At 71.4% G+C, this 21,380-nt stretch carries 21 protein-coding genes; 17 read left to right on the forward strand and 4 right to left on the reverse strand.

Annotation, left to right across the window (positions count from 1 at the left end; all coding sequences use genetic code 11):
- The first annotated feature begins 108 nt into the window (after positions 1-108).
- Positions 109-1,017: a metallophosphoesterase gene (locus PH203_RS26200; protein WP_289922953.1), complete on the forward strand. Its 909-nt coding sequence runs from the start codon at positions 109-111 to the stop codon at positions 1,015-1,017.
- Entirely contained in the window at positions 965-1,639 is a 675-nt protein-coding gene (locus PH203_RS26205; protein WP_289922954.1) for a 4'-phosphopantetheinyl transferase superfamily protein, read from the forward strand. Before PH203_RS26200 ends, PH203_RS26205 begins: the two co-directional genes overlap by 53 nt.
- A 75-nt stretch (positions 1,640-1,714) precedes the next feature.
- Here the strand turns inward: PH203_RS26205 and PH203_RS26210 are convergent, their stop codons facing one another.
- Entirely contained in the window at positions 1,715-1,942 is a 228-nt protein-coding gene (locus PH203_RS26210) for a hypothetical protein (protein WP_289922955.1), read from the reverse strand.
- A gap of 219 nt (positions 1,943-2,161) precedes the next feature.
- Between PH203_RS26210 and PH203_RS26215 the strand changes: the two genes are divergently transcribed.
- A complete protein-coding gene (locus PH203_RS26215; protein WP_289922956.1) occupies positions 2,162-3,205 on the forward strand; it encodes an alpha/beta fold hydrolase in 1,044 nt (347 codons plus the stop codon).
- Between the two features lie 76 nt (positions 3,206-3,281).
- Here PH203_RS26215 and PH203_RS26220 read toward each other — a convergent pair whose 3' ends face one another.
- Positions 3,282-3,812 (reverse strand): toxin-antitoxin system, toxin component, encoded by a 531-nt coding sequence (locus PH203_RS26220; protein ID WP_289922957.1) that lies wholly within the window; start codon positions 3,810-3,812, stop codon positions 3,282-3,284.
- 32 nt (positions 3,813-3,844) lie between these two features.
- On the reverse strand, positions 3,845-4,501 hold the full coding sequence (locus tag PH203_RS26225) for a helix-turn-helix transcriptional regulator (protein ID WP_289923228.1): 657 nt from the start codon (positions 4,499-4,501) through the stop codon (positions 3,845-3,847).
- Between the two features lie 236 nt (positions 4,502-4,737).
- Between PH203_RS26225 and PH203_RS26230 the strand changes: the two genes are divergently transcribed.
- The 14 genes from PH203_RS26230 (at position 4,738) to PH203_RS26295 (ending at position 20,582) form a co-directional block, all read left to right on the forward strand.
- The gene (locus PH203_RS26230) at positions 4,738-5,397 is read left to right on the forward strand and encodes a hypothetical protein (protein WP_289922958.1); all 660 of its coding nucleotides are present in this window, start codon (positions 4,738-4,740) and stop codon (positions 5,395-5,397) included.
- 155 nt (positions 5,398-5,552) lie between these two features.
- Entirely contained in the window at positions 5,553-6,617 is a 1,065-nt protein-coding gene (locus PH203_RS26235) for a substrate-binding domain-containing protein (protein ID WP_289922959.1), read from the forward strand.
- A 141-nt stretch (positions 6,618-6,758) separates the two neighbouring features.
- Entirely contained in the window at positions 6,759-7,919 is a 1,161-nt protein-coding gene (locus tag PH203_RS26240) for an FAD-binding oxidoreductase (protein WP_289922960.1), read from the forward strand.
- The gene (locus PH203_RS26245) at positions 7,916-8,218 is read left to right on the forward strand and encodes a (2Fe-2S)-binding protein (protein WP_289922961.1); all 303 of its coding nucleotides are present in this window, start codon (positions 7,916-7,918) and stop codon (positions 8,216-8,218) included. Before PH203_RS26240 ends, PH203_RS26245 begins: the two co-directional genes overlap by 4 nt.
- A complete protein-coding gene (locus PH203_RS26250; RefSeq protein ID WP_289922962.1) occupies positions 8,208-9,608 on the forward strand; it encodes an FAD-dependent oxidoreductase in 1,401 nt (466 codons plus the stop codon). The genes PH203_RS26245 and PH203_RS26250 overlap by 11 nt, the downstream gene beginning before the upstream one ends.
- Positions 9,609-9,639: 31 nt before the next feature.
- Complete coding sequence (locus PH203_RS26255) at positions 9,640-10,536, forward strand: dihydrodipicolinate synthase family protein (RefSeq protein WP_289923229.1); 897 nt, start codon at positions 9,640-9,642, stop codon at positions 10,534-10,536.
- 22 nt (positions 10,537-10,558) lie between these two features.
- On the forward strand, positions 10,559-11,560 hold the full coding sequence (locus tag PH203_RS26260) for a proline racemase family protein (protein ID WP_289922963.1): 1,002 nt from the start codon (positions 10,559-10,561) through the stop codon (positions 11,558-11,560).
- A 161-nt stretch (positions 11,561-11,721) separates the two neighbouring features.
- Positions 11,722-12,411 (forward strand): GntR family transcriptional regulator, encoded by a 690-nt coding sequence (locus tag PH203_RS26265; protein ID WP_289922964.1) that lies wholly within the window; start codon positions 11,722-11,724, stop codon positions 12,409-12,411.
- A gap of 73 nt (positions 12,412-12,484) precedes the next feature.
- Entirely contained in the window at positions 12,485-13,480 is a 996-nt protein-coding gene (locus PH203_RS26270; protein WP_289922965.1) for a LacI family DNA-binding transcriptional regulator, read from the forward strand.
- A 110-nt stretch (positions 13,481-13,590) separates the two neighbouring features.
- Positions 13,591-14,937, forward strand: a complete 1,347-nt coding sequence (locus tag PH203_RS26275; RefSeq protein WP_289922966.1) for a sugar ABC transporter substrate-binding protein — start codon at positions 13,591-13,593, stop codon at positions 14,935-14,937.
- Between the two features lie 5 nt (positions 14,938-14,942).
- On the forward strand, positions 14,943-15,902 hold the full coding sequence (locus PH203_RS26280; protein ID WP_289922967.1) for a sugar ABC transporter permease: 960 nt from the start codon (positions 14,943-14,945) through the stop codon (positions 15,900-15,902).
- Positions 15,899-16,759, forward strand: a complete 861-nt coding sequence (locus PH203_RS26285) for a carbohydrate ABC transporter permease (RefSeq protein ID WP_289922968.1) — start codon at positions 15,899-15,901, stop codon at positions 16,757-16,759. Before PH203_RS26280 ends, PH203_RS26285 begins: the two co-directional genes overlap by 4 nt.
- 32 nt (positions 16,760-16,791) lie before the next feature.
- Positions 16,792-18,363: a glycoside hydrolase family 13 protein gene (locus PH203_RS26290; RefSeq protein WP_289922969.1), complete on the forward strand. Its 1,572-nt coding sequence runs from the start codon at positions 16,792-16,794 to the stop codon at positions 18,361-18,363.
- Between the two features lie 56 nt (positions 18,364-18,419).
- Positions 18,420-20,582 carry a discoidin domain-containing protein gene (locus PH203_RS26295; RefSeq protein WP_289922970.1) on the forward strand — a complete coding sequence of 721 codons (2,163 nt, stop codon included), beginning with the start codon at positions 18,420-18,422 and terminating at the stop codon, positions 20,580-20,582.
- On the opposite strand, the gene PH203_RS26300 is transcribed toward PH203_RS26295, so the two are convergent.
- Positions 20,551-21,369 (reverse strand): ABC transporter ATP-binding protein, encoded by an 819-nt coding sequence (locus tag PH203_RS26300; RefSeq protein ID WP_289922971.1) that lies wholly within the window; start codon positions 21,367-21,369, stop codon positions 20,551-20,553. The genes PH203_RS26295 and PH203_RS26300 overlap by 32 nt on opposite strands.
- Between the last annotated feature and the right edge of the window lie 11 nt (positions 21,370-21,380).

Consider the following 21,380-nt stretch of genomic DNA (forward strand, 5'->3'; position numbering starts at 1 on the left):
TCTTGAACCATCTCCCGGCCATGTCCCCCGGGCCCGGCCCGGCCGGTTGTCCGGGCGCCGTGAATATGCTGTCGTGGAGCCAAACGCGTGCTCGGAGGGGGCGAGAGGGTGACATCGACGGCCGGTGATGCCGGACAGTTACTGGCCATCAGCGATCTGCACATCGGCTATCCCGAGAACCGTGCGCTGGTCGAGGAGATGCACCCCGAGACGGACGACGACTGGCTCCTGGTGGCCGGTGACGTCGCCGAGACCGTCTCCTCGATCCGCTGGGCGCTGGAAACCCTCGCCGGCCGCTTCCGCAAGGTCGTCTGGGTCCCCGGCAACCACGAACTGTGGACCCACCCCGAGGACGAGGTCACCCTGCGCGGCGTCGAGCGCTACGAGCACCTGGTCGCCCTCTGCCGCGACCTCGGAGTCACCACCCCGGAGGACCCCTACCCCGTGTGGGAGGGCCCCGGCGGCCCGGTCGTCGTCGCCCCGCTGTTCCTGCTGTACGACTACTCCTTCCTGCCCGAGGGCTGCACGACCAAGGAGGAGGGACTGGAGTACGCGTACGGCACCGGCATCGTCTGCAACGACGAGTACCTCCTGCACCCCGACCCCTACCCCACCCGCGAGGCCTGGTGCCGGGCCCGCGTCGAGCACACCGGACGCAGACTCGCCGAACTGCCCGACGACCTGCCGACCGTGCTGGTCAACCACTACCCGCTGGACCGGCACCCGACCGAGGTGCTCTGGTACCCGGAGTTCGCGATGTGGTGCGGCACGGAACTCACCGCCGACTGGCACCGCAGATTCCGTGTCGACACCATGGTCTACGGTCATCTCCACATCCCTCGGACCACGTGGCACGAGGGTGTCCGTTTCGAAGAGGTGTCGGTCGGATACCCCCGGGAGTGGCGCCAGCGCCCCGACCCGCCGGGCCGGCTGCGCCGCATTCTGCCCAGGGAGGTAGGCCCCGGTGATCGAGGAGCTGCTGCCGGACACGGTGGTGGCCGTGGCGACGTACGGTGACGACACGACCGTCCCGTTGTTCCCCGAGGAGGCGGCCGTCGTGGCACGGTCGGCGGCCAAGCGCCGGCGCGAGTTCGCCGGAGTGCGCTCCTGCGCCCGCCGGGCCATGGAGAAACTCGGCGTCCCACGGCAGCCCGTCCTGCCCGGCGAGAGCGGCGCCCCGCGCTGGCCGGAGGGCCTGATCGGCAGCATGACCCACTGCGACGGCTACCGCGCCGCCGCTCTGGCCCGCGCCACCGACCTGCTCTCCCTCGGCATCGACGCCGAGATCGACGAGCCGCTCCCCGAGGGGGTCCTCGCCTACGCCGCCCTGCCCACCGAGGCGGAGCGGCTGCGCGGACTCGCCGAGGAGCGGCCCGACGTCCACTGGGACCGGCTGCTGTTCAGCGCCAAGGAGTCCGTCTACAAGGCGTGGTTCCCCCTCGCCCGGAAGTGGCTCGACTTCACCGAGGCCGACATCGAGCTCTTCGTGGACCCCGGAGAACGGCTCTGTGGCGGCCTGAGCGCCGAACTCCTCGTACCCGGACCGATGGTGGCGGGCAAGCGCCTCGACCGCTTCGAGGGCCGCTGGACCGTCGGACACGGGCTGCTGGCGACGGCGGTCGTGGTCCCGCACACCTGAGCGCGCGCACCCCGGCCGCGGACACTCCGGCCGCGCGTACCCCGGCCGCGGGCGCCGCACCCGCGAGCGCGCCCCTCACGGCTGCGGGACCCAGTTCTGCAGCAGACGGAAGAACGCCTCCTCGTTCCCCGTCAGACCCGCGTCCGCCAGCGCCCGTTCCGCCTCGGCCAGCACCGAGGGCGGGACCACGGGTGGTCGCCGGCCGTCCGGCGGGCCGTCGAAGGCGGCGCGCACGGTGTGCAGAAGCCGCAGATAGGCCTGGACGGCGGTGCGCTCGCGGTCGGTCAGTACGGCGGTGGGCATCGGTCGGCTCTCCCCGGGTCGGCTCGTCTCTCACGCACCCGCACAAGGGGTGCATCTCCAGCTTGCCGCCCACCACTGACAACGGGGCTTCGGCGCATTCCGGTTCGCCCGCTTAGCGGAGGCGAAACCTCCTTGAAATCGGCTGTGGGAAAGGGGCTCTACGCTGGAGGGAAGGGCTTTCGGCCGCTGCCCGGCGGCCATGGAACGGGAGGCACGTGCGTGGTCGACGTCCCGCACCGGCGCCCGGCGCGCACCGTACGGCTGCGCTCCGTGGGAGACGGTGAACTCGAGTTGCAGTACCGGGTCGTGCACGGTTACCGGCGCGCCTTCCGCATGGCCGGCGAGGGTCCCGCACTGGTGCTCATCCACGGCATCGGGGACTCCTCCGCCACCTGGGCGGAGCTGATCCCCGACCTCGCCCGCACCCACACCGTGATCGCCCCCGACCTGCTCGGCCACGGCGCCTCGGACAAACCGCGCGCCGACTACTCGGTCGCCGCGTACGCCAACGGCGTACGGGATCTGCTGACCACCCTCGGCATCGAGTCGGCGACCCTCGTCGGGCACTCGCTGGGCGGCGGTGTGGCCATGCAGTTCGCCTACCAGTTCCCCGAGCGCACCGAGCGGCTGATCCTGGTCAGCGCCGGCGGCGTGGGGCGCGAGGTGAACCCCGTGCTGCGGCTGGTCTCGCTGCCGGGCGCCCATCTGATGCTGTCGGCGCTGCGGCTGCCGGGCATGCGGCTCCAGGTGGGGCTCGGCGTCCACCTCATGAGGCTCCTGGACACCGACCTCGGGCAGGACGCCCCCGACCTCCTCAACCTCGTCGACGCCCTGCCGGACGAGACCTCACGCAACGCCTTCATCCGCACCCTGCGCGCGGTCGTCGACTGGCGGGGGCAGGTGGTGACGATGCTCGACCGCTGCTATCTGACCGAGGGCATGCCGACGATGCTGCTGTGGGGCGACCGGGACAGCGTGGTGCCGGTACGGCACGCGTTCGGGGCGCACGAGGCGATGCCGGGCAGCCGACTGGAGATCTTCGAGGGCGCCGGGCACTTCCCCTTCCACACCGACCCCTCCCGCTTCGTCTCCCTGGTCGAGGAGTTCACCGCCACGACCGCCCCGGCCGACTGGAGCCGCGACCACTGGCGAGACCTGCTCTGCGAGGGCCGCCCCGGAACCGCCGCCGGCCGGCCCGACACCGTGCGCAACCGCGCGGTGGAACGCGACCTGCGAGAGGCCAGCGAACGCAGCGCGACGTGAGTTCTTGCTCTTTCGCCTTCGGCGCACCCCTGCGGCTCTTTCGCGGCCGGTGGGCCTCGCCTCGGAGCAGGTGCCGTCAGCCCTGTGGGCCCAGATACCCCAAGGACACCTCGATGCGGCCCGCCAGCCGGTCACGCCGTACCGGGCCCCGTACCGATGAACCGTCCAGCCAGGTACGGCACTTGCTGGCCAGCAGCAGGCCGAAGCGTTCGGCCTCCTTCTCGTCGGCCTGGTCGAAGCGGCTGCGGGCGGCGACCTTGAGGACGGCCGCGCGGAGGTCGGCGTCGTCGCTGAGCATGCGGGCCGCGACCGCGGCACCCTCGACGTGATGACTGCAGTGGCCGGCGTTCATGTGCCACAGCTCGTGGCCGAGGATCACCAACTGGTGCCCGGGGGCCGTGCGTTCCTCCACGACGACCAGATCCTGGTCCGCCATGTCGAGCCACAGCCCGCTCGCGGTGCCGACGGGGAAGGCGGCCGTACGGAAGTGGACCGGGCGGCCGCGGCGGCGGCTCATCGCGGCGCACAGGGCCGTGTACAGATCGGCGGGGCGGGCCGGCGCGGACAGGTCCAGCTCCGCCACCAACTCGCCGCTCAGGCGCCGCATTTCCCTACCGATGCCCACAGTTATCCCCCGGCTCACGACTCGGGCCGCTTGACGCTCTCCAGGAGCATGTCCAGCCACTCGGCGACCTTGTCGCGGTGCTGGTCGGTGGGCAGCTGCGCGGCCCGCCAGGCGATCCCGCGGACCCCGTGGTCCTGCAGCAGCCGCTCCAGAGGGTCACCGGCCGACGCCGACGTCTCCTTCTCGCGGTCGGCCAGTTTCTGCAGCAGCTCCTGCTCGGTGCGCTGCAGGGCCCCGGCGAGCGCCTCGGGGTCCTCGGCCGTGAGGAAACCCGCGTGCACCCGGAAGAAGCGCTGGATGGCGTCGCAGTGCTCCATGGTGGGACGCCGGTCGCCGTTGATGAGGGCGCCCGCCTGCTGCCGCGACATGCCGGCGCCGTCGGCGATCTCCTGCTGGGTGTACTTGCGCCCGTTGGGCTTGAGCCGGGTGCGCCGCAGCAGGTCCAGGCGCTGCAGGAAACGGGCCTGGATGTCGGGCTCACCCGCCGGGCGGCCGCTCAGCAGGGCCTTGACCACCGGCTCGGGAACCCCGGACGCCACGGACAGGCGGCCGGTGTGGAAGACCTCCGCGTGCGGCACGCCGAGCCGGTCGGCGAGTGCGGTGACACGGACGACGACGGCCGGCAGCACGGCCGCCGGCGCGGCGCCCGGATTCGCGAAGCCGTCCGTCACCGACAGATCTCCTACGTCTCTCACAGGCTTCTCACAAGCAGATCATCACAAGCGGTTGCCGTGAACTCCCGGGAGAGTAGCCCTTGTTCGAACCCACAGCCAGGTCTCGCCACAACTGTGGCCAATTTCAGCCGTCAACAGACATGAAATGCCACGATAGTTGACACCACTTGTGCCCGGGCAGCAGGATCGGGGCGCCGCGCGAAGGCCGCATAGGCAAGAGGGGTGACCTCCCGATGGCACAACAGGCAGGAGGGCAGCGGCCTAAGCCGCGGTCCGTCCCCGAGACCCCCGAGGCCCGGGCGTATCTGCAGGACTACGCCACCCTCCTGGAAGCGGTCCCCTTCCCCTCCATGGTCCTCGACCACCGCTGGGACGTCGTCCTCTCCAACGCCGCTTTCGAGACACTTTTCGTCGGCGTCGGCCCGCACCCCACGGCTATGCCCGGTGACAACTTCCTCCGGTTCGTCCTCTTCCATCCGGACGCCGGCACGGTCCTCGGGGAGCACGAGTCGAGCTGGTGCCTGCCGATGCTCGCCCACTTCGCGGCCGCCGTGGAGCGCGACGGCCACGACCACGAACTGCAGTCCATCCGCCGGGACATCGCCCAGGACCCCATCATGGACGCCGCCTACCGGCACGGCCTGCCGCACTGGATCCGCGCGGTCGGCGAACGCGCCTTCGCCCACGACGGCGCCGTCCGCCCGGTCCTGCATCCCGACCCGCGCTGGGGCGCCACCGACTGCCGGGTCGTGGACGAGACGCCGGGCACCCTGCGCGAGCTGGGCTGGACCCGGCTGACCCTGGTGCTCCGCGAGACGCGCCGGACATCCGCCGGGACGCGGGGCGCGCGCCGTTCGGTCGCGCATCTGAGGGTGGTCCCCGCACCGGAGTGAGCGCGGTCCGCCGGGCCGTCACCTTCTGCACCTCCTGAACGACCCCTTTCGTATCTGTCTGTTCGATCGAAAACATTCACATATGAACGAGTGGGGCGTACGCTTCGGGCCGGGGCGCCGTGCGGCGCCGGGACGCCGAGGGGACGGGGTGGCGTATGCATGCCGAGGAGCGGCACCAGGCGATTCTGCGCCGGTTGCGGGACATCGGGTCGATCAGGGTCAGTGACGTCGCGCAGGAGCTCGGTGTCTCGTCCGTCACCATCCGCCGGGACGTCGAGACCCTGGACGAACGGGGGCTGCTGGCGCGGGTGCACGGGGGAGCGGTGCTGCGGGAGACCCGCACCGAGGCCGCCCCCGAGCCGTGGCGGCCGCCGGGCGGGCAGCTCCCGCGCACCTTCGGCATGATCGTGCCGGACGCCGGCTCCTACTACCCGGACGTCATCAAGGGCGCCCGTGAAGCCGCCGGCCGGTACGGCGTCCGGCTCGTCCTCGGCATCTCGCGCCACGACGAGGCGGAGGAGCGCGCCCAGGCCGGGCAGCTGCTCGCCGACGGCGTCGACGGCCTGCTCCTCACCCCCAGCGGCACCGGCGACGGCCCGCCCTGGTACGCCGAACTGCCCGTCCCCGTCGTGCTCGTGGAGCGCCGGCGCGAGGACGAGACGGCCACCGAGCACGCCGTCAGCGACCACGTCCACGGCGCCCGGCTCGCCGTACGCCATCTCGCCGGCCGCGGCCGCAAGTGCATCGGCCTGATCCTGCGCGAGGACAGCCCGTACGCCGACGCGCTCCGCGAGGGCTACGGCAAGGGGCTCGACGCGGCGGGGCTGTCCGCCCCCGAGTCGGCCCGGCTCGTCGTACCGGCCCCCTCGGAAGCCGTCCGGCGCGACCACGACGCACGGCTGGACGCCTACCTGGACCAGGTCGCGGACGGCCGGGTCGACGCGGTCCTGGTCCACAACGACCATGACGCCCTGCTGCTGCTCAACAAGTTGCGGGCCCGCGCCATCGCGGTCCCCGGCGACCTCGCGATCGTGGCCTACGACGACGACCTGGCCGCCTTGGCCGACATCCCGCTGACCGCCGTCGCCCCGCCCAGGCAGGCGGTGGGTGCCGCGGCCGTCGACCTCCTCCTGCAGCGTGTGGGGGACCCCGACCGGCCGCCCCACCGGCTGTCGATCCTGCCCGAACTGCACGTCCGCGACTCGTCCGGCACCGGCTGAGCCCCCGCGACTTTCGTTTCTGATCGGTTGTCCGTTCAGCTGTCGAGGAATGCCGTGCCCTGATCCCCCGACCGGCCCGGCCGGCCCACTGGAGGAGGTTCCGGCATTCCGACCGGCAGAGGTATGTGACATAGTACTGGCGTGAGCGAGCGGCTGACCTGTGACGTCGTGGTCGTCGGGGCCGGAATGGTGGGCGCGGCCTGCGCCCTGTACGCGGCCCGGGCGGGCCTTCGCGTGATCGTGGTGGACCGCGGTCCGGTGGCCGGCGGCACGACCGGCGCCGGTGAGGGCAACCTCCTCGTCTCCGACAAGGAACCCGGCCCGGAACTTGACCTCGCCCTCCTGTCCGCACGTCTGTGGGCGGACCTCGCCGAGGAGTTCGGGCCGGCCGTCGAGTACGAGGCCAAGGGCGGCGTGGTCGTCGCCTCCACCCCGGACGGGCTCGCGGCCCTGGAGCGGTTCGCCGACGGACAGCGCGCCGCCGGCGTCGTCGCCGAGACCGTCGTGGGGGAGGAGCTGTACGGCCTGGAACCCCGCCTGGCGCCGGGCCTTCCCGGCGCCGTCCGCTATCCCCAGGACTGCCAGGTCATGCCCGCGCTGGCCGCCGCCCACCTCGCCCGCGCCTCGGGCGCCCGGCTGCTCACCGGCCGGGCCGTGACGGACGTACTGCTGACGCCCGGCGGCGCGGTGCGCGGCGTCCGTACCGGCCGGGGCGACATCCATGCCCCCGCGGTCGTCAACGCGGCAGGCACCTGGGGCGGCGAACTGGCCGCGCTCGCGGGCGTCCACCTCCCCGTGCTCCCGCGCCGCGGCTTCGTCCTGGTGACGGAACCCCTGCCGCGCATGGTCCGGCACAAGGTCTACGCCGCCGACTACGTGGCCGACGTGGCCAGCGACTCCGCCGCGCTGCAGACCTCGCCGGTCGTCGAAGGGACGGCCGCGGGACCGGTGCTGATCGGCGCGAGCCGGGAACGGGTCGGCTTCGACCGGTCGTTCTCGCTGCCGGTCGTGCGCGCACTGGCGGCGGGCGCGACCCGGCTGTTCCCGTTCCTCGCGGACGCCCGGGCGATGCGGGCCTACCTCGGCTTCCGCCCGTACCTGCCCGACCACCTCCCCGCGATCGGCCCCGACCCGCGCGTCCCCGGTCTGCACCACGCGTGCGGTCACGAAGGTGCGGGCATCGGACTCGCCACCGGCACCGCGCAGTTGATCGCACAGGCACTGACCGGGAAGACGCCCGAGCTGGACCTGGCGCCCTTCCGGCCCGACCGCTTCCCCGCCGCCGAGGAGGAGACCGCGTGAGATCCCCGTTCGAACTGGCCGACGCCCACCCGGGCCCGGCCTTCACGGTCACCCTCGACGGCCGCGCCATCGAGGCGCTGCCCGGGCAGACGGTCGCCGCCGCGCTCTGGTCGGCCGGTGTGACGTCATGGCGTTCGACACGCGGCGAGGGCCGCCCGCGCGGCGTCTTCTGCGGTATCGGCGTCTGCTTCGACTGCCTCGTGACCCTCAACGACCGCCCGAACCAACGGGCTTGCCTCGTACCCCTGAAACCGGGCGACGCGATCCGCACGCAGGAGGGGACCGGGCATGGCGCATGACCGGCCGCACCTCGCGGTGATCGGCGCGGGCCCGGCAGGGCTCGCGGCCACCATCGTCGCCGCCTCACGCGGTGTCCGGGTCACGCTGATCGACTCCGCGCCGCAGGCCGGCGGACAGTTCTACCGCCGCCCGGCGCCCGGACTCGGCGCCCGCCGCCCCCAGGCCCTGCACCACCAGTGGCACACCTGGGAGCGACTCGACGACGGGCTCCGCAGCCACGTACAGGCAGGCTCCGCAACCCACTTGACGGATCATCATGTCTGGTTCGTCGAGCGGCTGCCGGCCGGTCTCACCGTGCACGCCCTCCTCGGCCCCGAGCAGGAGGAGCCGGTGACCGTCCGCGCCGACGCCGTGCTCCTCGCCACCGGCGGCTACGAGAAGGTCCTGCCCTTTTCCGGCTGGACGCTCCCCGGAGTCCTCACCGCGGGCGGCGCCCAGGCCATGCTCAAGGGCACCCTCTCGGTCGTCGGCCGCACCGCCGTGGTCGCCGGTACGGGGCCGCTGCTGCTTCCCGTCGCGACCGGTCTCGCCGCGGCCGGTGTCAGGGTGACGGCACTCGTGGAGTCGGCGGACCCGAAGGCGTTCGTACGGCGGTCCCGTGCGCTGGCGGCCGAGCCCGGCAAGCTCGCCGAAGGCGCCCGGTACGCAGCCCGGTTGCTCCGGCACCGGGTGCGTACGCTCGCCCACCACACCGTCGTCGAGGCGCACGGCGCGGATCGGCTCCAGGCGGTCACCGTCGCCGCGCTCGACGCCGACGGGCGGGTCAGGCCCGGCACCGAGCGCCGTATCGCCTGCGACACCCTCGCCGTCGGGCACGGCATGCTCCCGCACACCGACCTCGCCGAGACGCTCGGCTGCCGCCTCGACGGCATGGCCGTGCACGTCGACGACGAGCAGCGCACCGACGTACCCGGGGTCTGGGCCGCGGGCGAGACCACCGGCATCGGCGGCGCCGCGCTCTCCCTCGCCGAGGGGCACATCGCGGGCCGGTCGATCGCGGCGCGCCTGCACGGCACGGCACCCGACCCGGCGGAGTGGGCGGGGGCCGCGCGGGCCCGTACCCGGCTGCGCGCCTTCTTCGCGGCCGTCGACAGCGTCTGCGCACCGCCCGGCCACTGGACCGAGCAGGTCACCGACGACACCGTCGTCTGCCGCTGCGAGGAGGTCACCGGCGGTGCGATCCGCGAGGCGGTGGCGGAGCTGGGCGCGGGTGATCTGCGGACCGTGAAGCTGCTGACGCGGGCCGGAATGGGCTGGTGTCAGGGGCGGGTGTGCGGGCCCGCGGTCGCGGGGCTGGCCGGGTGCGAACTCACCCCGGGCAGGCGGCCGTTCGCCCGACCGGTGCCACTCGGTGTGCTCGCCCGGACCGCAGAGACCGAGGAACAGTGATATGTCACATCTCGTAGAGAGGGCCTCCTCCATGGCCGCCAACGATCATCGCCCCTGGCACGGTGTCCTCGTCGCCACCGCGCTCCCGCTGAACGACGACCTGTCCGTCGACCACGCCCGGTACGCCGACCACTGCGCCTGGCTCGTGGAGAACGGCTGCGACGGCGTCGTACCCAACGGCTCGCTCGGCGAGTACCAGGTGCTCACCCCCGAGGAGCGGGCCAAGGTCGTCGAGACGGCCGTCGCCGCGATCGGCGGGGAACGGGTGATGCCGGGTGTCGCCGCCTACGGCTCCGCCGAGTCCCGGCGCTGGGCCGAGCAGGCGCGCGACGCGGGCTGCGCGTCCGTGATGCTGCTGCCGCCCAACGCCTACCGCGCCGACGAACGCTCGGTGCTCGCGCACTACGCGGCCGTCGCCGAGGCGGGCCTGCCGGTCGTCGCCTACAACAACCCCATCGACACCAAGGTCGACCTCGTCCCCGAACTGCTCGCCAAACTGCACGCCGAGGGCCACATCCAGGCGGTGAAGGAGTTCTCCGGCGATGTCCGCCGCGCCTACCAGCTCGCCGAACTCGCCCCGGAACTCGACCTGTTGATCGGCGCCGACGACGTCCTGCTGGAGCTCGCGATCGCGGGCGCCAAGGGCTGGGTGGCCGGCTACCCGAACGCGCTGCCCCGGGCGAGCACCGACCTCTACAAGGCGGCCGTCGGCGGTGACCTCGCCACCGCGAGGAAACTGTACGAGCAGCTGCACCCGCTGCTGCGCTGGGACTCCAAGGTCGAGTTCGTGCAGGCCATCAAGTTGTCCATGGACATCGTCGGCCGGCACGGGGGACCCTGCCGTCCGCCGCGCCAGCCCCTGCTGCCCGAGCAGGAGGCCGTAGTCCGCTCCGCCACCGAGCGGGCCGTCGCCGCCGGACTTGCGTGACCGCGAGGAGAGGACCGGATCCATGCGCAGCAAACTCGTCCTGCACGCCGTCGACTCGCACACCGAGGGCATGCCCACCCGTGTGATCACCGGCGGTATCGGCACGATCCCCGGCGCGACCATGGGGGAGCGGCGGCTGTACTTCCGTGAGCACCGCGACCACATCAAGCAGCTCCTGATGAACGAACCCCGCGGCCACTCGGCGATGAGCGGTGCCATCCTCCAGCCGCCCACCCGCCCGGACTGCGACTGGGGCGTCCTCTACATCGAGGTCTCCGGCTATCTGCCGATGTGCGGGCACGGCACCATCGGGGTGGCCACCGTGCTGGTGGAGACCGGCATGGTCGAGGTCGTCGAACCCGTCACCACGATCCGCCTCGACACCCCGGCGGGCCTCGTCGTCGCCGAGGTCGCGGTCGAGAACGGGGCCGCGCGGCACGTCACCCTCCAGAACGTGCCCTCCTTCTCCGTCGGCCTCGACCGCAAGATCACGCTCGCCGACGGGCGGACGGTGACATACGACCTGGCGTACGGCGGCAACTTCTACGCCATCCTGCCGCTGGACGAGTTCGACCTGCCCTTCGACCGGGACCGCAAGGACGACATCCTCAAGGCGGGCCTCTCCCTCATGGAGGCGATCAACGCCGAGGGCGAACCCGTCCACCCCGAGGACCCCGACATCCACGGAGTGCACCACGTCCACCTGTACGCCCCCGGGTCCACCGCCCGCCACTCCCGGCACGCCATGGCCATCCATCCCGGCTGGTTCGACCGCTCACCCTGCGGCACCGGCACCAGCGCGCGCATGGCCCAGCTGCACGCGCGCGGCGAACTCCCCCTGCACACCGAGTTCGTGAACGAGTCCTTCATCGGCACCCGGTTCACCGGCCGCCTCCTCGGCACCACCGAGGTCGCCGGCCTCCCCGCCGTCCTGCCCAGCTTCACCGGCCGGGCATGGATCACCGGAACCGCCCAGTACCTGCTCGACCCGACCGACCCGTTCCCGGCCGGGTTCGTCCTCTAGCCGGCGGGACCGCCCGGACCGCGACGCCGCGGTCCGCGGCGTAGATACTGGTGGCGTGTGACATGGCATACGTGCGTGGCATGGCATACGCCGCCCCGCCCTGCCCCGCGCCGCGCGCACCCCTGTCCCGCACCCGCACGTGCCGTACGAGGAGACCGCCCATGCCCGCCGCCCAGACCGGCTCGCCCGCCGCCGCCCCGGCCCTGCCCACCCTCGGCGGCAAGAAGAGCAGCTACCGGGAGCGGGTCGCCGACGCCCTGCGGGCCGCGCTGATCGCCGGTGAGCTGCGCCCCGGCGAGGTGTACTCCGCACCGACGCTCGCCGCCCGCTTCGGGGTCTCGGCGACGCCGGTGCGTGAGGCCATGCTGGACCTCGTCAAGGAGGGCCTGGTCGACACCGTCCCCAACAAGGGGTTCCGGGTCACCGCGGTCTCCGAGAAGCAGCTCGACGAGTACACCCACATCCGTGCGCTCATCGAGATCCCCACGGTGACGGCGCTGGCCCGGACCGCCGACCCGGTCTCCCTGGAGGCGCTGCGACCGGCCGCCCGGGAGATCGTCCAGGCCGCGGCGGCCGGCGACCTCGTGGCGTACGTGGAGGCCGACACCCGCTTCCATCTGGGCCTGCTGGCCCTCTCCGGCAATGCCCATCTCGTCGACGTCGTAGGCGACTTGCGAAAGCGCTCCCGCCTCTACGGGCTCACCGCGCTCGTCGAGGCGGGCCGGCTGCTGGCCTCGGCGGAGGAACACCTCGAACTCATCGACGCGTTGATGGCACGGGACGAGGCGGCGACGCACGAGGTGATGGCCCGGCATCTGGGGCACGTCCGGGGTCTGTGGGCGGCGCGCTAGAGGCCGTGGGCCGCGGCGGCGAGCGCAACGAATAGCGCAAGCCGTTTGCATGGCTTGCGCTATTCTTGCGCTCATGACGCGACGACTTGCCGAGGTGGCGAAGAAGGTCGGGGTCAGCGAGGCCACGGTCAGCCGGGTGCTCAACGGCAAGCCCGGAGTCTCCGAGTCCACCCGGCGGGCGGTGCTGAGCGCCCTGGACGTACTCGGCTACGAAAGGCCCACGCAGCTGCGCGGTGAGCGCGCGCGGCTCGTGGGCCTCGTGCTGCCCGAGCTGCAGAACCCGATCTTCCCGGCGTTCGCCGAGGTGATCGGCGGGGCGCTCGCCCAGCTCGGTCTGACGCCGGTGCTGTGCACACAGACCAAGGGCGGCGTCTCCGAGGCGGACTATGTGGAGCTGCTGCTGCAGCAGCAGGTCTCCGGCGTCGTCTTCGCCGGCGGGCTGTACGCCCAGGCCGACGCCCCGCACGACCACTACCGGCAGCTGGCCGAGCGGAAGATCCCGGTGGTGCTGGTCAACGCGTCCATCGCCGACCTCGGCTTCCCGGGGGTCTCCTGCGACGACGCGGTCGCGGTGGAGCAGGCCTGGCGGCATCTGGCCTCGCTCGGACACGAGCGGATCGGGCTGGTGCTGGGGCCCGCCGACCACGTGCCCTCGGCGCGCAAGCTGGCCGCCGCGCGGGCCGTGGGGGAGCTGCCCGAGGAGCGTGTCGTCCGCGCGATGTTCTCGATCGAGGGCGGTCATGCGGCGGCCTCCCGGCTCATCGACCGGGGCGTCACCGGCATCATCTGCGCCAGCGACCCCCTGGCGCTCGGCGCCGTCAGGGCCGCCCGCCGCAAGGGCCTGGACGTCCCCTCCCGGGTGTCGGTCGTCGGGTACGACGACTCGGCCTTCATGAACTGCACCGAGCCGCCGCTCACCACCGTCCGCCAGCCCATCGAGGCCATGGGCAGAGCCGCCGTGGAACTGCTGAACACACAGATCAGCGGCGGTTCCGTGACCCCCGAGGAGCTGCTGTTCGAACCCGAGCTGGTGGTGCGGGGCTCGACAGCGCAAGCCTCTCGTCTCTGAGATCCAGCTCCCTGTCGAATAATTTCAGATTGTGCGCGACATCTTGCGGCCCGGTGCTGCCGGTGCTTGAGTGTGCCCCGCCCACCGCTCCTGCCACGAGGGGTCCACCGATGAGAAGCACCGGGTTCCGCCGTACGTTCGTCGCGCTCAGCGTCTGCTCCCTCGCCCTCACCGCCGCGGGCTGCGGGTCGGGCGACGAATCCGCGGGCGGCAAGACCCGCATCACGGTCAACTGCATGCCGCCCAAGAGCGCCGAGGTCGACCGCGGGTTCTTCGAGGACGACACCGCCGCCTTCGAGAAGCAGAACCCCGACATCGACGTCGTCGCACACGACGCCTTCCCGTGCCAGGACCCGAAGACCTTCGACGCCAAGCTCGCCGGCGGGCAGATGGAGGACGTCTTCTACACGTACTTCACCGACGCCAAGCACGTCGTGGACATCGGTCAGGCAGCCGATCTCACGCCCTACGTCAAGGAGTTGAAGAGCTACGCCACCATCCAGCAGCAGCTGAGGGACGTGTACACGGTCGACGGCAAGGTCTACGGCATCCCGCGCACCGGCTACTCCATGGGGCTGATCTACAACCGCGCCCTCTTCGAGAAGGCCGGCCTCGACCCCGACCGGCCCCCGGCCACCTGGGACGAACTGCGCACCGCCGCACGGAAGATCGCCGCCCTCGGCGACGGCACCGTCGGCTACGCCGACTACAGCGCCCAGAACCAGGGCGGTTGGCACTTCACCGCCGAGCTGTACTCCCAGGGCGGCGACGTCGTCAGCGCCGACGGCAAGAAGGCGACCGTCGACACCCCCGAGGGCCGGGCCGTCCTGCAGAACCTGCACGACATGCGCTGGACCGACGACTCCATGGGCAGCAAACAGCTCCTGGTCATCAACGACGTCCAGCAGATGATGGGTTCGGGCAAGCTCGGCATGTACCTCTCCGCCCCCGACAACATCCCGATCCTGGTCAAGGAGAAGGGCGGCGACTACAAGGACCTCGCCCTCGCCCCCATGCCCGGCGGCCAGGGCACGCTCATCGGCGGCGACGGCTACATGTTCAGCAAGAAGGCGAGCCCCGCCCAGATCCGCGCCGGCCTGAAGTGGCTGGACCACATGTTCCTCACCCCCGGCGACGGCTTCCTCGGCGACTACGCCCGCGCAGGGCAGAACGACGCCCCCGTCGGCCTGCCCGAACCACGCCTGTTCACCGGCGCCGCCGACACCAAGGACCAGCAGGTCAAGAAGGCCAACGCCAATGTCCCGGTGGAGAACTACCAGGCATTCCTCGACGGCAACCAGAACCTCGACATGAAGATCGAGCCCCCGCACGCCCAGCAGATCTACTCCGTCCTCGACGGCGTGGTCTCCGCGGTCCTCACCAAGGAGGACGCCGACATCGACCGCCTCCTCAAGGACGCCTCCGGCAAGATCGACGGCATCCTCGCCCGGGGCTGACCCCGATGACGAAGACGGCCCCCCGACGACCGGTCGACACCATCCCCGTACGAGCGGTCCCGGCGCCGCCCCCGGCAGGGGACCGGAGGCGGCGCCGCCTCACCGGCCAACTCCGCGCGCACGCCTTCCTGTTCGGGGGCCTGGCCTGCTTCGCCCTGTTCTCCTGGTACCCGGCGGTCCGCGCCGTCGTGATCGCCTTCCAGAAGTACACGCCCGGCTCGTCACCGCAGTGGGTCGGCACCGCCAACTTCAGCCGCGTATGGCACGACCCGGAGTTCACGGCGGCCTGGCGCAACACCCTCACCTTCACCGCGCTGGCCCTGCTGATCGGCTTCGCGATCCCCTTCGTGCTCGCCCTGGTGCTCAACGAACTGCGGCACGCCAAGGCCTTCTTCCGGGTCGTGGTCTATCTGCCGGTGATGATCCCGCCGGTGGTCAGCGCCCTGCTGTGGAAGTGGTTCTACGATCCCGGCGCCGGCCTCGCCAACGAGGCACTGCGCTCGGTGCACCTGCCCACCTCGAACTGGTCCAACGGCGCCGACACCGCACTGATCTCCCTGGTGATCGTGGCCACCTGGGCCAACATGGGCGGCACCGTCCTGATCTACCTCGCCGCACTCCAGTCCATCCCCGGAGAGCTGTACGAGGCGGCCGAACTGGACGGAGCGGGCCTCCTGCAGCGCGTCCGGCATGTGACGATCCCCCAGACCAGGTTCGTCATCCTCATGCTGATGCTCCTTCAGATCATCGCCACGATGCAGGTGTTCACCGAACCCTTCGTCATCACCGGCGGCGGCCCCGAGAACGCCACGGTCACCGTCCTCTACCTGATCTACAAGTACGCCTTCCTCTACAACGACTTCGGCGGCGCCTGCGCACTGAGCGTCATGCTGCTGCTCCTGCTGAGCGCCTTCTCCGCCGTGTATCTGCGGCTGACCCGGTCCGCAGAGGAGGACCACGGATGAGCACCCGCACCCTCGTCTCCCCGGCCGCCCTGGCCCGGCCCCGCGGCAGGGCCGTCTACTGGACCGTCTTCACCGGTGTCGTCCTGCTGTTCACGCTCGCCTTCCTCTTCCCCGTGTACTGGATGGTCACCGGTGCGGTGAAGTCCCCGGACGAGGTGGCCCGGACGCCTCCCACCCTCGTCCCCGAGCGGTGGCGGCTCGGCGGCTACCGCGACGCGTGGGACCTGATGCAACTGCCCACGCATCTGTGGAACACGGTGGTGCAGGCGGCCGGTGCCTGGGCGTTCCAGCTGGTCCTCTGCACGGCCGCCGCCTACGCGCTGTCCAAGCTGAAGCCGGCTTTCGGCAAGGTGATCCTCGCCGGCATCCTCGCCACCCTGATGGTCCCCGCACAGGCGCTGGTGGTGCCGAAGTATCTGACGGTGGCCGACCTGGGACTGCTCAACGACCCCCTCGCCATCTGGCTCCCGGCCGTCGCCAACGCCTTCAACCTCTATCTCCTCAAGCGGTTCTTCGACCAGATCCCGCGTGACGTGCTGGAGGCCGCCGAGATCGACGGCGCCGGAAAGCTGCGCATCCTGTGGTCGATCGTGCTGCCGATGTCCAGGCCCGTCCTCGGGGTCGTCTCGATCTTCGCGCTGGTCGCCGTCTGGCAGGACTTCCTCTGGCCGCTGATGGTCTTCTCCGACACCGACGAACAGCCCATCAGCGTGGCACTCGTCCAGCTGTCCCAGAACATCCAGCTGACCGTGCTCATCGCCGCGATGGTCATCGCCAGCATCCCGATGGTCGCCCTGTTCCTGATCTTCCAGCGGCACATCGTCGCGGGCATCAGCGCGGGCAGCACGAAGGGCTGACAGCGCCCGTACGCCTACAGAAGGGAACCCCCGTGGGACAGCCCACCGAGTGGTGGCGCTCCGCCGTCATCTACCAGGTCTACGTCCGCAGCTTCGCCGACGGCGACGCGGACGGCACCGGCGACCTCGCCGGCGTCCGCGCCAGACTGCCGTATCTCGCCGAACTCGGGGTGGACGCGCTCTGGTTCAGCCCCTGGTATCTCTCACCGATGAAGGACGGCGGCTACGACGTCGCCGACTACCGCGCCATCGACCCGGCCTTCGGCACCCTCGCCGAGGCCGAGAAACTCATCGCCGAGGCACGCGAACTCGGCATCCGCACCATCGTCGACATCGTCCCCAACCATGTCTCCGACCAGCACCCCTGGTTCCGCGCGGCCCTCGCCGGCGGACCCGGACGCGAACTGTTCCACTTCCGCGCGGGGCGCGGCGAGCGCGGTGAACTCCCGCCCAACGACTGGCAGTCCCAGTTCGGCGGCCCGGCCTGGACCCGCGTCGACGACGGCGACTGGTACCTCCATCTCTTCGCCCCGGAACAGCCCGACCTCAACTGGGCCCATCCGGCGGTGCGTCAGGAGCACGAGGACATCCTGCGCTTCTGGTTCGAGCGGGGCGTGGCGGGGGTGCGGATCGATTCGGCCGCGCTCCTGGTGAAGGACCCGCGCCTGCCGGACTTCGTCGAGGGCCGGGACCCGCACCCCTATGTCGACCGGGACGAACTGCACACGGTCTACCGCTCCTGGCGGACGATCGCCGACGAGTACGACGGGATCTTCGTCGGCGAGGTGTGGCTCCCCGACAGCGAGCGCTTCGCCCGCTATCTGCGCCCCGACGAACTGCACACCGCCTTCAACTTCTCCTTCATGACCTGCCCCTGGGACGCGCGGCGCCTGCGCGGCTCCATCGACGAGACGCTCGCCGAGCACGCCCCGGTCGGCGCCCCCGCGACCTGGGTCCTCTGCAACCACGACGTCACCCGGACCGTGACCCGCTACGGCCGCGCGGACACCGGCTTCGACTTCGCCACCAAGGCCTTCGGCACCCCGACCGACCTCGCCCTCGGCACCCGCCGCGCCCGTGCCGCCGCCCTGCTCTCGCTGGCGCTGCCCGGGGCGGTGTACGTGTACCAGGGGGAGGAGCTGGGGCTGCCCGAGGCGGAGATCCCCGTCGAGCGGATCCAGGATCCGATGCACTTCCGGTCGGGCGGTGTCGATCCGGGGCGTGACGGCTGCCGGGTGCCGCTGCCGTGGGCCGCCGCGGCACCGTATGCAGGATTCGGTTCACTGGAGACACCGTGGCTACCGCAGCCCGTCGACTGGACATCGTATGCAGTCGACCGTCAGCGGGATGATCCGTCCTCCATGCTCACCCTCTACCGCGAGGCCATCCGCCTGCGCCCCGCCCTCGGCGACGGCCCGCTCGCCTGGCTCCCGGCGCCCGAAGGTGTCCTCTCCTTCGCCCGGGGCGCCGGTGTCCGGTGCATGGTGAACCTGGCCGACGCTCCGGCCGCGCTTCCCGCCCACTGCGAACCCCTCCTCGCCAGCGGCCCCCTGGACGCGGACGGCCGTCTGCCGGGAGACACCGCGGTCTGGCTCCGGACCTGAGCCCGGCGCGCGCACTCCGCTATCCCCTTGCGCCCCCACTCCGAAGGGATCAGCACATGCACAGAAGTGTCAGGATCATGCCAATCGTCATGGTGGCGACCCTCTCCGCCGGACTGCTCACCGCCGTCGCCCCCACCGCGCACGCCGCCGCCGGGGCCGCGCTCCCGTTCACCTCGGTCGAGGCGGAGTCCGTGACCACGACCGGCTCGAAGATCGGCCCCGACCACACCCAGGGCACGCTCGCCTCGGAGGCGTCGGGGCGGCAAGCCGTCAGGATCAGTTCCGGGCAGCGCGTCGAGTTCACCGTGCCGAGCGCGGCCAACGCGGTGAACGTCGCCTACAGCGTTCCGGACGGGCAGTCGGGCACGCTCGACGTGTACGTCAACAGCACCCGGATTTCCAAGACCCTCGCCGTCACCTCCAAGTACTCCTACATCGACACCGGTTGGATCCCCGGCGCCAAGACCCACCACTTCTACGACAACGCCCGCCTGTTGCTCGGCCAGAACCTCCAGGCGGGCGACAAGGTGGCCTTCCAGGCGACCGGCGTCCAAGTCACCGTGGACGTCGCCGACTTCGAGCAGGTCGCCGCGGCGGGGAGCAAGCCTGCCGGGGCCGTTTCGGTCACCGACAAGGGAGCCGATCCGAGCGGGCAGGGCGACTCCACCCAGGCCTTCCGGGACGCCATCGCGTCCGCCCAGGGCGGAGTGGTCTGGATCCCGCCCGGCGACTACCGGCTGACCTCGTCGCTCAGCGGCGTCCAGAACGTCACCCTCCGGGGCGCGGGCAGCTGGCACTCCGTCGTCCACACCTCCCGCTTCATCGACCAGTCCGGCTCGTCCGGCGGCGTGCACATCAAGGACTTCGCGGTCCTCGGCGAGGTCACCGAGCGCGTCGACTCCAACCCGGACAACTTCGTCAACGGCACGCTGGGCCCGAACTCCAGCGTCTCCGGCATGTGGCTCCAGCACCTCAAGGTCGGCCTCTGGCTGCTGGGTAACAACGACAACCTCGTCGTCGAGAACAACCGCTTCCTCGACATGACCGCCGACGGCCTCAACCTCAACGGCAACGCCCGCGGCGTCCGCGTCCGCAACAACTTCCTGCGCAACCAGGGCGACGACGCGCTCGCCATGTGGTCCCTGTACGCGCCGGACACGAACAGCAACTTCGAGAACAACACGATCACCCAGCCGAACCTGGCCAACGGCATCGCGATCTACGGCGGTACCGACATCACCGTGAGGAACAACCTGATCTCCGACACCAACGCCCTCGGCAGCGGCATCGCGATCTCCAACCAGAAGTTCCTCGACCCCTTCCACCCGCTGGCCGGCACCATCACGGTCGCCGGGAACACACTGGTGCGCACCGGGGCGATGAACCCCAACTGGAACCATCCCATGGGCGCGTTGCGCGTCGACTCCTACGACAGCGCCGTCAACGCGACCGTCACCATCACCGACACGACGATCATCGACAGCCCCTACAGCGCCTTCGAGTTCGTCTCCGGCGGCGGACAGGGGTATCCGGTCCGCAATGTCACCGTGGACGGCGCGACCGTCCGCAACACGGGCACCGTCGTCGTCCAGGCCGAGGCCCAGGGCGCGGCCACCTTCCGCAACGTCACGGCGACCTCGGTCGGGGCGGCCGGCGTCTACAACTGCCCCTATCCGGCGAACTCCGGCACCTTCGCCCTCACCGACGGCGGCGGCAACTCCGGCTGGAGCAGCACCTGGTCGGACTGCTCGACCTGGCCGCAGCCCGGCCAGGGCAATCCGGACCCCGACCCGAACCGCAACCTCGCCAAGGGACGCCCGGCCACCGCGACCGGCTCGCAGGACGTCTACACGCCCGGCAAGGCGGTCGACGGCGACGCGAACAGCTACTGGGAGTCCACCAACAACGCCTTCCCGCAGTCCTGGACCGTCGACCTCGGGGCGTCCTACACGGTGAGGCGGCTGGTGCTGAAACTGCCGCCGTCCGCCGCCTGGGGCGCGCGCACCCAGACGATCACCGTCCTGGGCAGCACCGACGGCTCGGCCTGGTCGACCGTGGTGGGCGCGACCGGCTACCGCTTCGACCCCGCCACCGGCAACACCGCCACCGTCGCCCTGCCCGGCGGTACGAACCTGCGGCATCTGCGGCTGTCGGTGAGCGCCAACACCGGCTGGCCCGCGGGGCAGTTCAGTGAGGTGGAGGCGTATCCGACTTCGTGACCGCGTCCTGCACGACCCCGCGCTTCGCCGCCTGGATCTGCTCGTACACATGGGTCCGCAACTCTGCGAAGCGCGGGGCCACGCGCGTGTGCAACTGGTCTCGCTCGTCCGGGAGATCGACCTTCAGCTGCTCCTGCACGACGGTGGGGGAGGCCGAGAGCACGATGACCCGCTCGCCCAGGTACACCGCCTCGTCGATGTCGTGGGTGACGAACAGGATCGTGATGCCGCGCTCCCGCCACAGCCGCCGTACGAGATCCTCCAGATCGGCGCGGGTCTGGGCGTCCACCGCTGCGAACGGCTCGTCCATGAGCAGCACTTCGGGCTCGTAGGCCAGGGCGCGGGCGATCGCCACCCGCTGCTGCATACCGCCCGACAGCTGCCAGGGATACGCCCCGGCGGCGTCCGCGAGCCCCACCGACTCCAGCGCGCCGGCGACCAGTTCCTTGCGCCGCTGTCTGCTCAAGTCCTTCTGTTTGAGGGGGAGTTCGACGTTCTCGCCGACCCGCTTCCAGGGGAACAGGCTGCGCCCGTACTCCTGGAAGACGAACGCCATGCCCGGCGGCGGGCCGCTCACCTTCCTGCCCTCCAGCAGGACTTCGCCGGCGGTCGGCGCGAGGAGGCCGCCCATGCACTTCAGCAGGGTCGTCTTGCCGCAGCCCGACGGGCCCACGAGACAGACGAGTTCGCCCGCCTCGACGGTGAAGGTGAGGTCGCGGACCGCCTCGACCCGGCGCCCGGACCCCTCGTAGACCTTCTGCAGGCCGGATACGACAAGCGCGTGCATGGACCGCCCTT

The sequence above is a fragment of the Streptomyces sp. S.PB5 genome, from assembly GCF_030403745.1.
Classification (GTDB): Bacteria; Actinomycetota; Actinomycetes; order Streptomycetales; family Streptomycetaceae; genus Streptomyces.

What these genes read in the sequence shown, in the direction of transcription:
- PH203_RS26275 (WP_289922966.1), top strand. Translation starts at nt 13,591, where the DNA reads ATGAGAAGCACCGGGTTCCGCCGTACGTTCGTCGCGCTCAGCGTCTGC.
- PH203_RS26210 (WP_289922955.1), bottom strand. Translation starts at nt 1,942, where the DNA reads ATGCCCACCGCCGTACTGACCGACCGCGAGCGCACCGCCGTCCAGGCC.
- PH203_RS26220 (WP_289922957.1), bottom strand. Translation starts at nt 3,812, where the DNA reads ATGCGGCGCCTGAGCGGCGAGTTGGTGGCGGAGCTGGACCTGTCCGCG.
- PH203_RS26295 (WP_289922970.1), top strand. Translation starts at nt 18,420, where the DNA reads ATGCACAGAAGTGTCAGGATCATGCCAATCGTCATGGTGGCGACCCTC.
- PH203_RS26265 (WP_289922964.1), top strand. Translation starts at nt 11,722, where the DNA reads ATGCCCGCCGCCCAGACCGGCTCGCCCGCCGCCGCCCCGGCCCTGCCC.
- PH203_RS26230 (WP_289922958.1), top strand. Translation starts at nt 4,738, where the DNA reads ATGGCACAACAGGCAGGAGGGCAGCGGCCTAAGCCGCGGTCCGTCCCC.
- PH203_RS26255 (WP_289923229.1), top strand. Translation starts at nt 9,640, where the DNA reads ATGGCCGCCAACGATCATCGCCCCTGGCACGGTGTCCTCGTCGCCACC.
- PH203_RS26300 (WP_289922971.1), bottom strand. Translation starts at nt 21,369, where the DNA reads ATGCACGCGCTTGTCGTATCCGGCCTGCAGAAGGTCTACGAGGGGTCC.
- PH203_RS26285 (WP_289922968.1), top strand. Translation starts at nt 15,899, where the DNA reads ATGAGCACCCGCACCCTCGTCTCCCCGGCCGCCCTGGCCCGGCCCCGC.
- PH203_RS26270 (WP_289922965.1), top strand. Translation starts at nt 12,485, where the DNA reads ATGACGCGACGACTTGCCGAGGTGGCGAAGAAGGTCGGGGTCAGCGAG.
- PH203_RS26235 (WP_289922959.1), top strand. Translation starts at nt 5,553, where the DNA reads ATGCATGCCGAGGAGCGGCACCAGGCGATTCTGCGCCGGTTGCGGGAC.
- PH203_RS26280 (WP_289922967.1), top strand. Translation starts at nt 14,943, where the DNA reads ATGACGAAGACGGCCCCCCGACGACCGGTCGACACCATCCCCGTACGA.
- PH203_RS26250 (WP_289922962.1), top strand. Translation starts at nt 8,208, where the DNA reads ATGGCGCATGACCGGCCGCACCTCGCGGTGATCGGCGCGGGCCCGGCA.
- PH203_RS26260 (WP_289922963.1), top strand. Translation starts at nt 10,559, where the DNA reads ATGCGCAGCAAACTCGTCCTGCACGCCGTCGACTCGCACACCGAGGGC.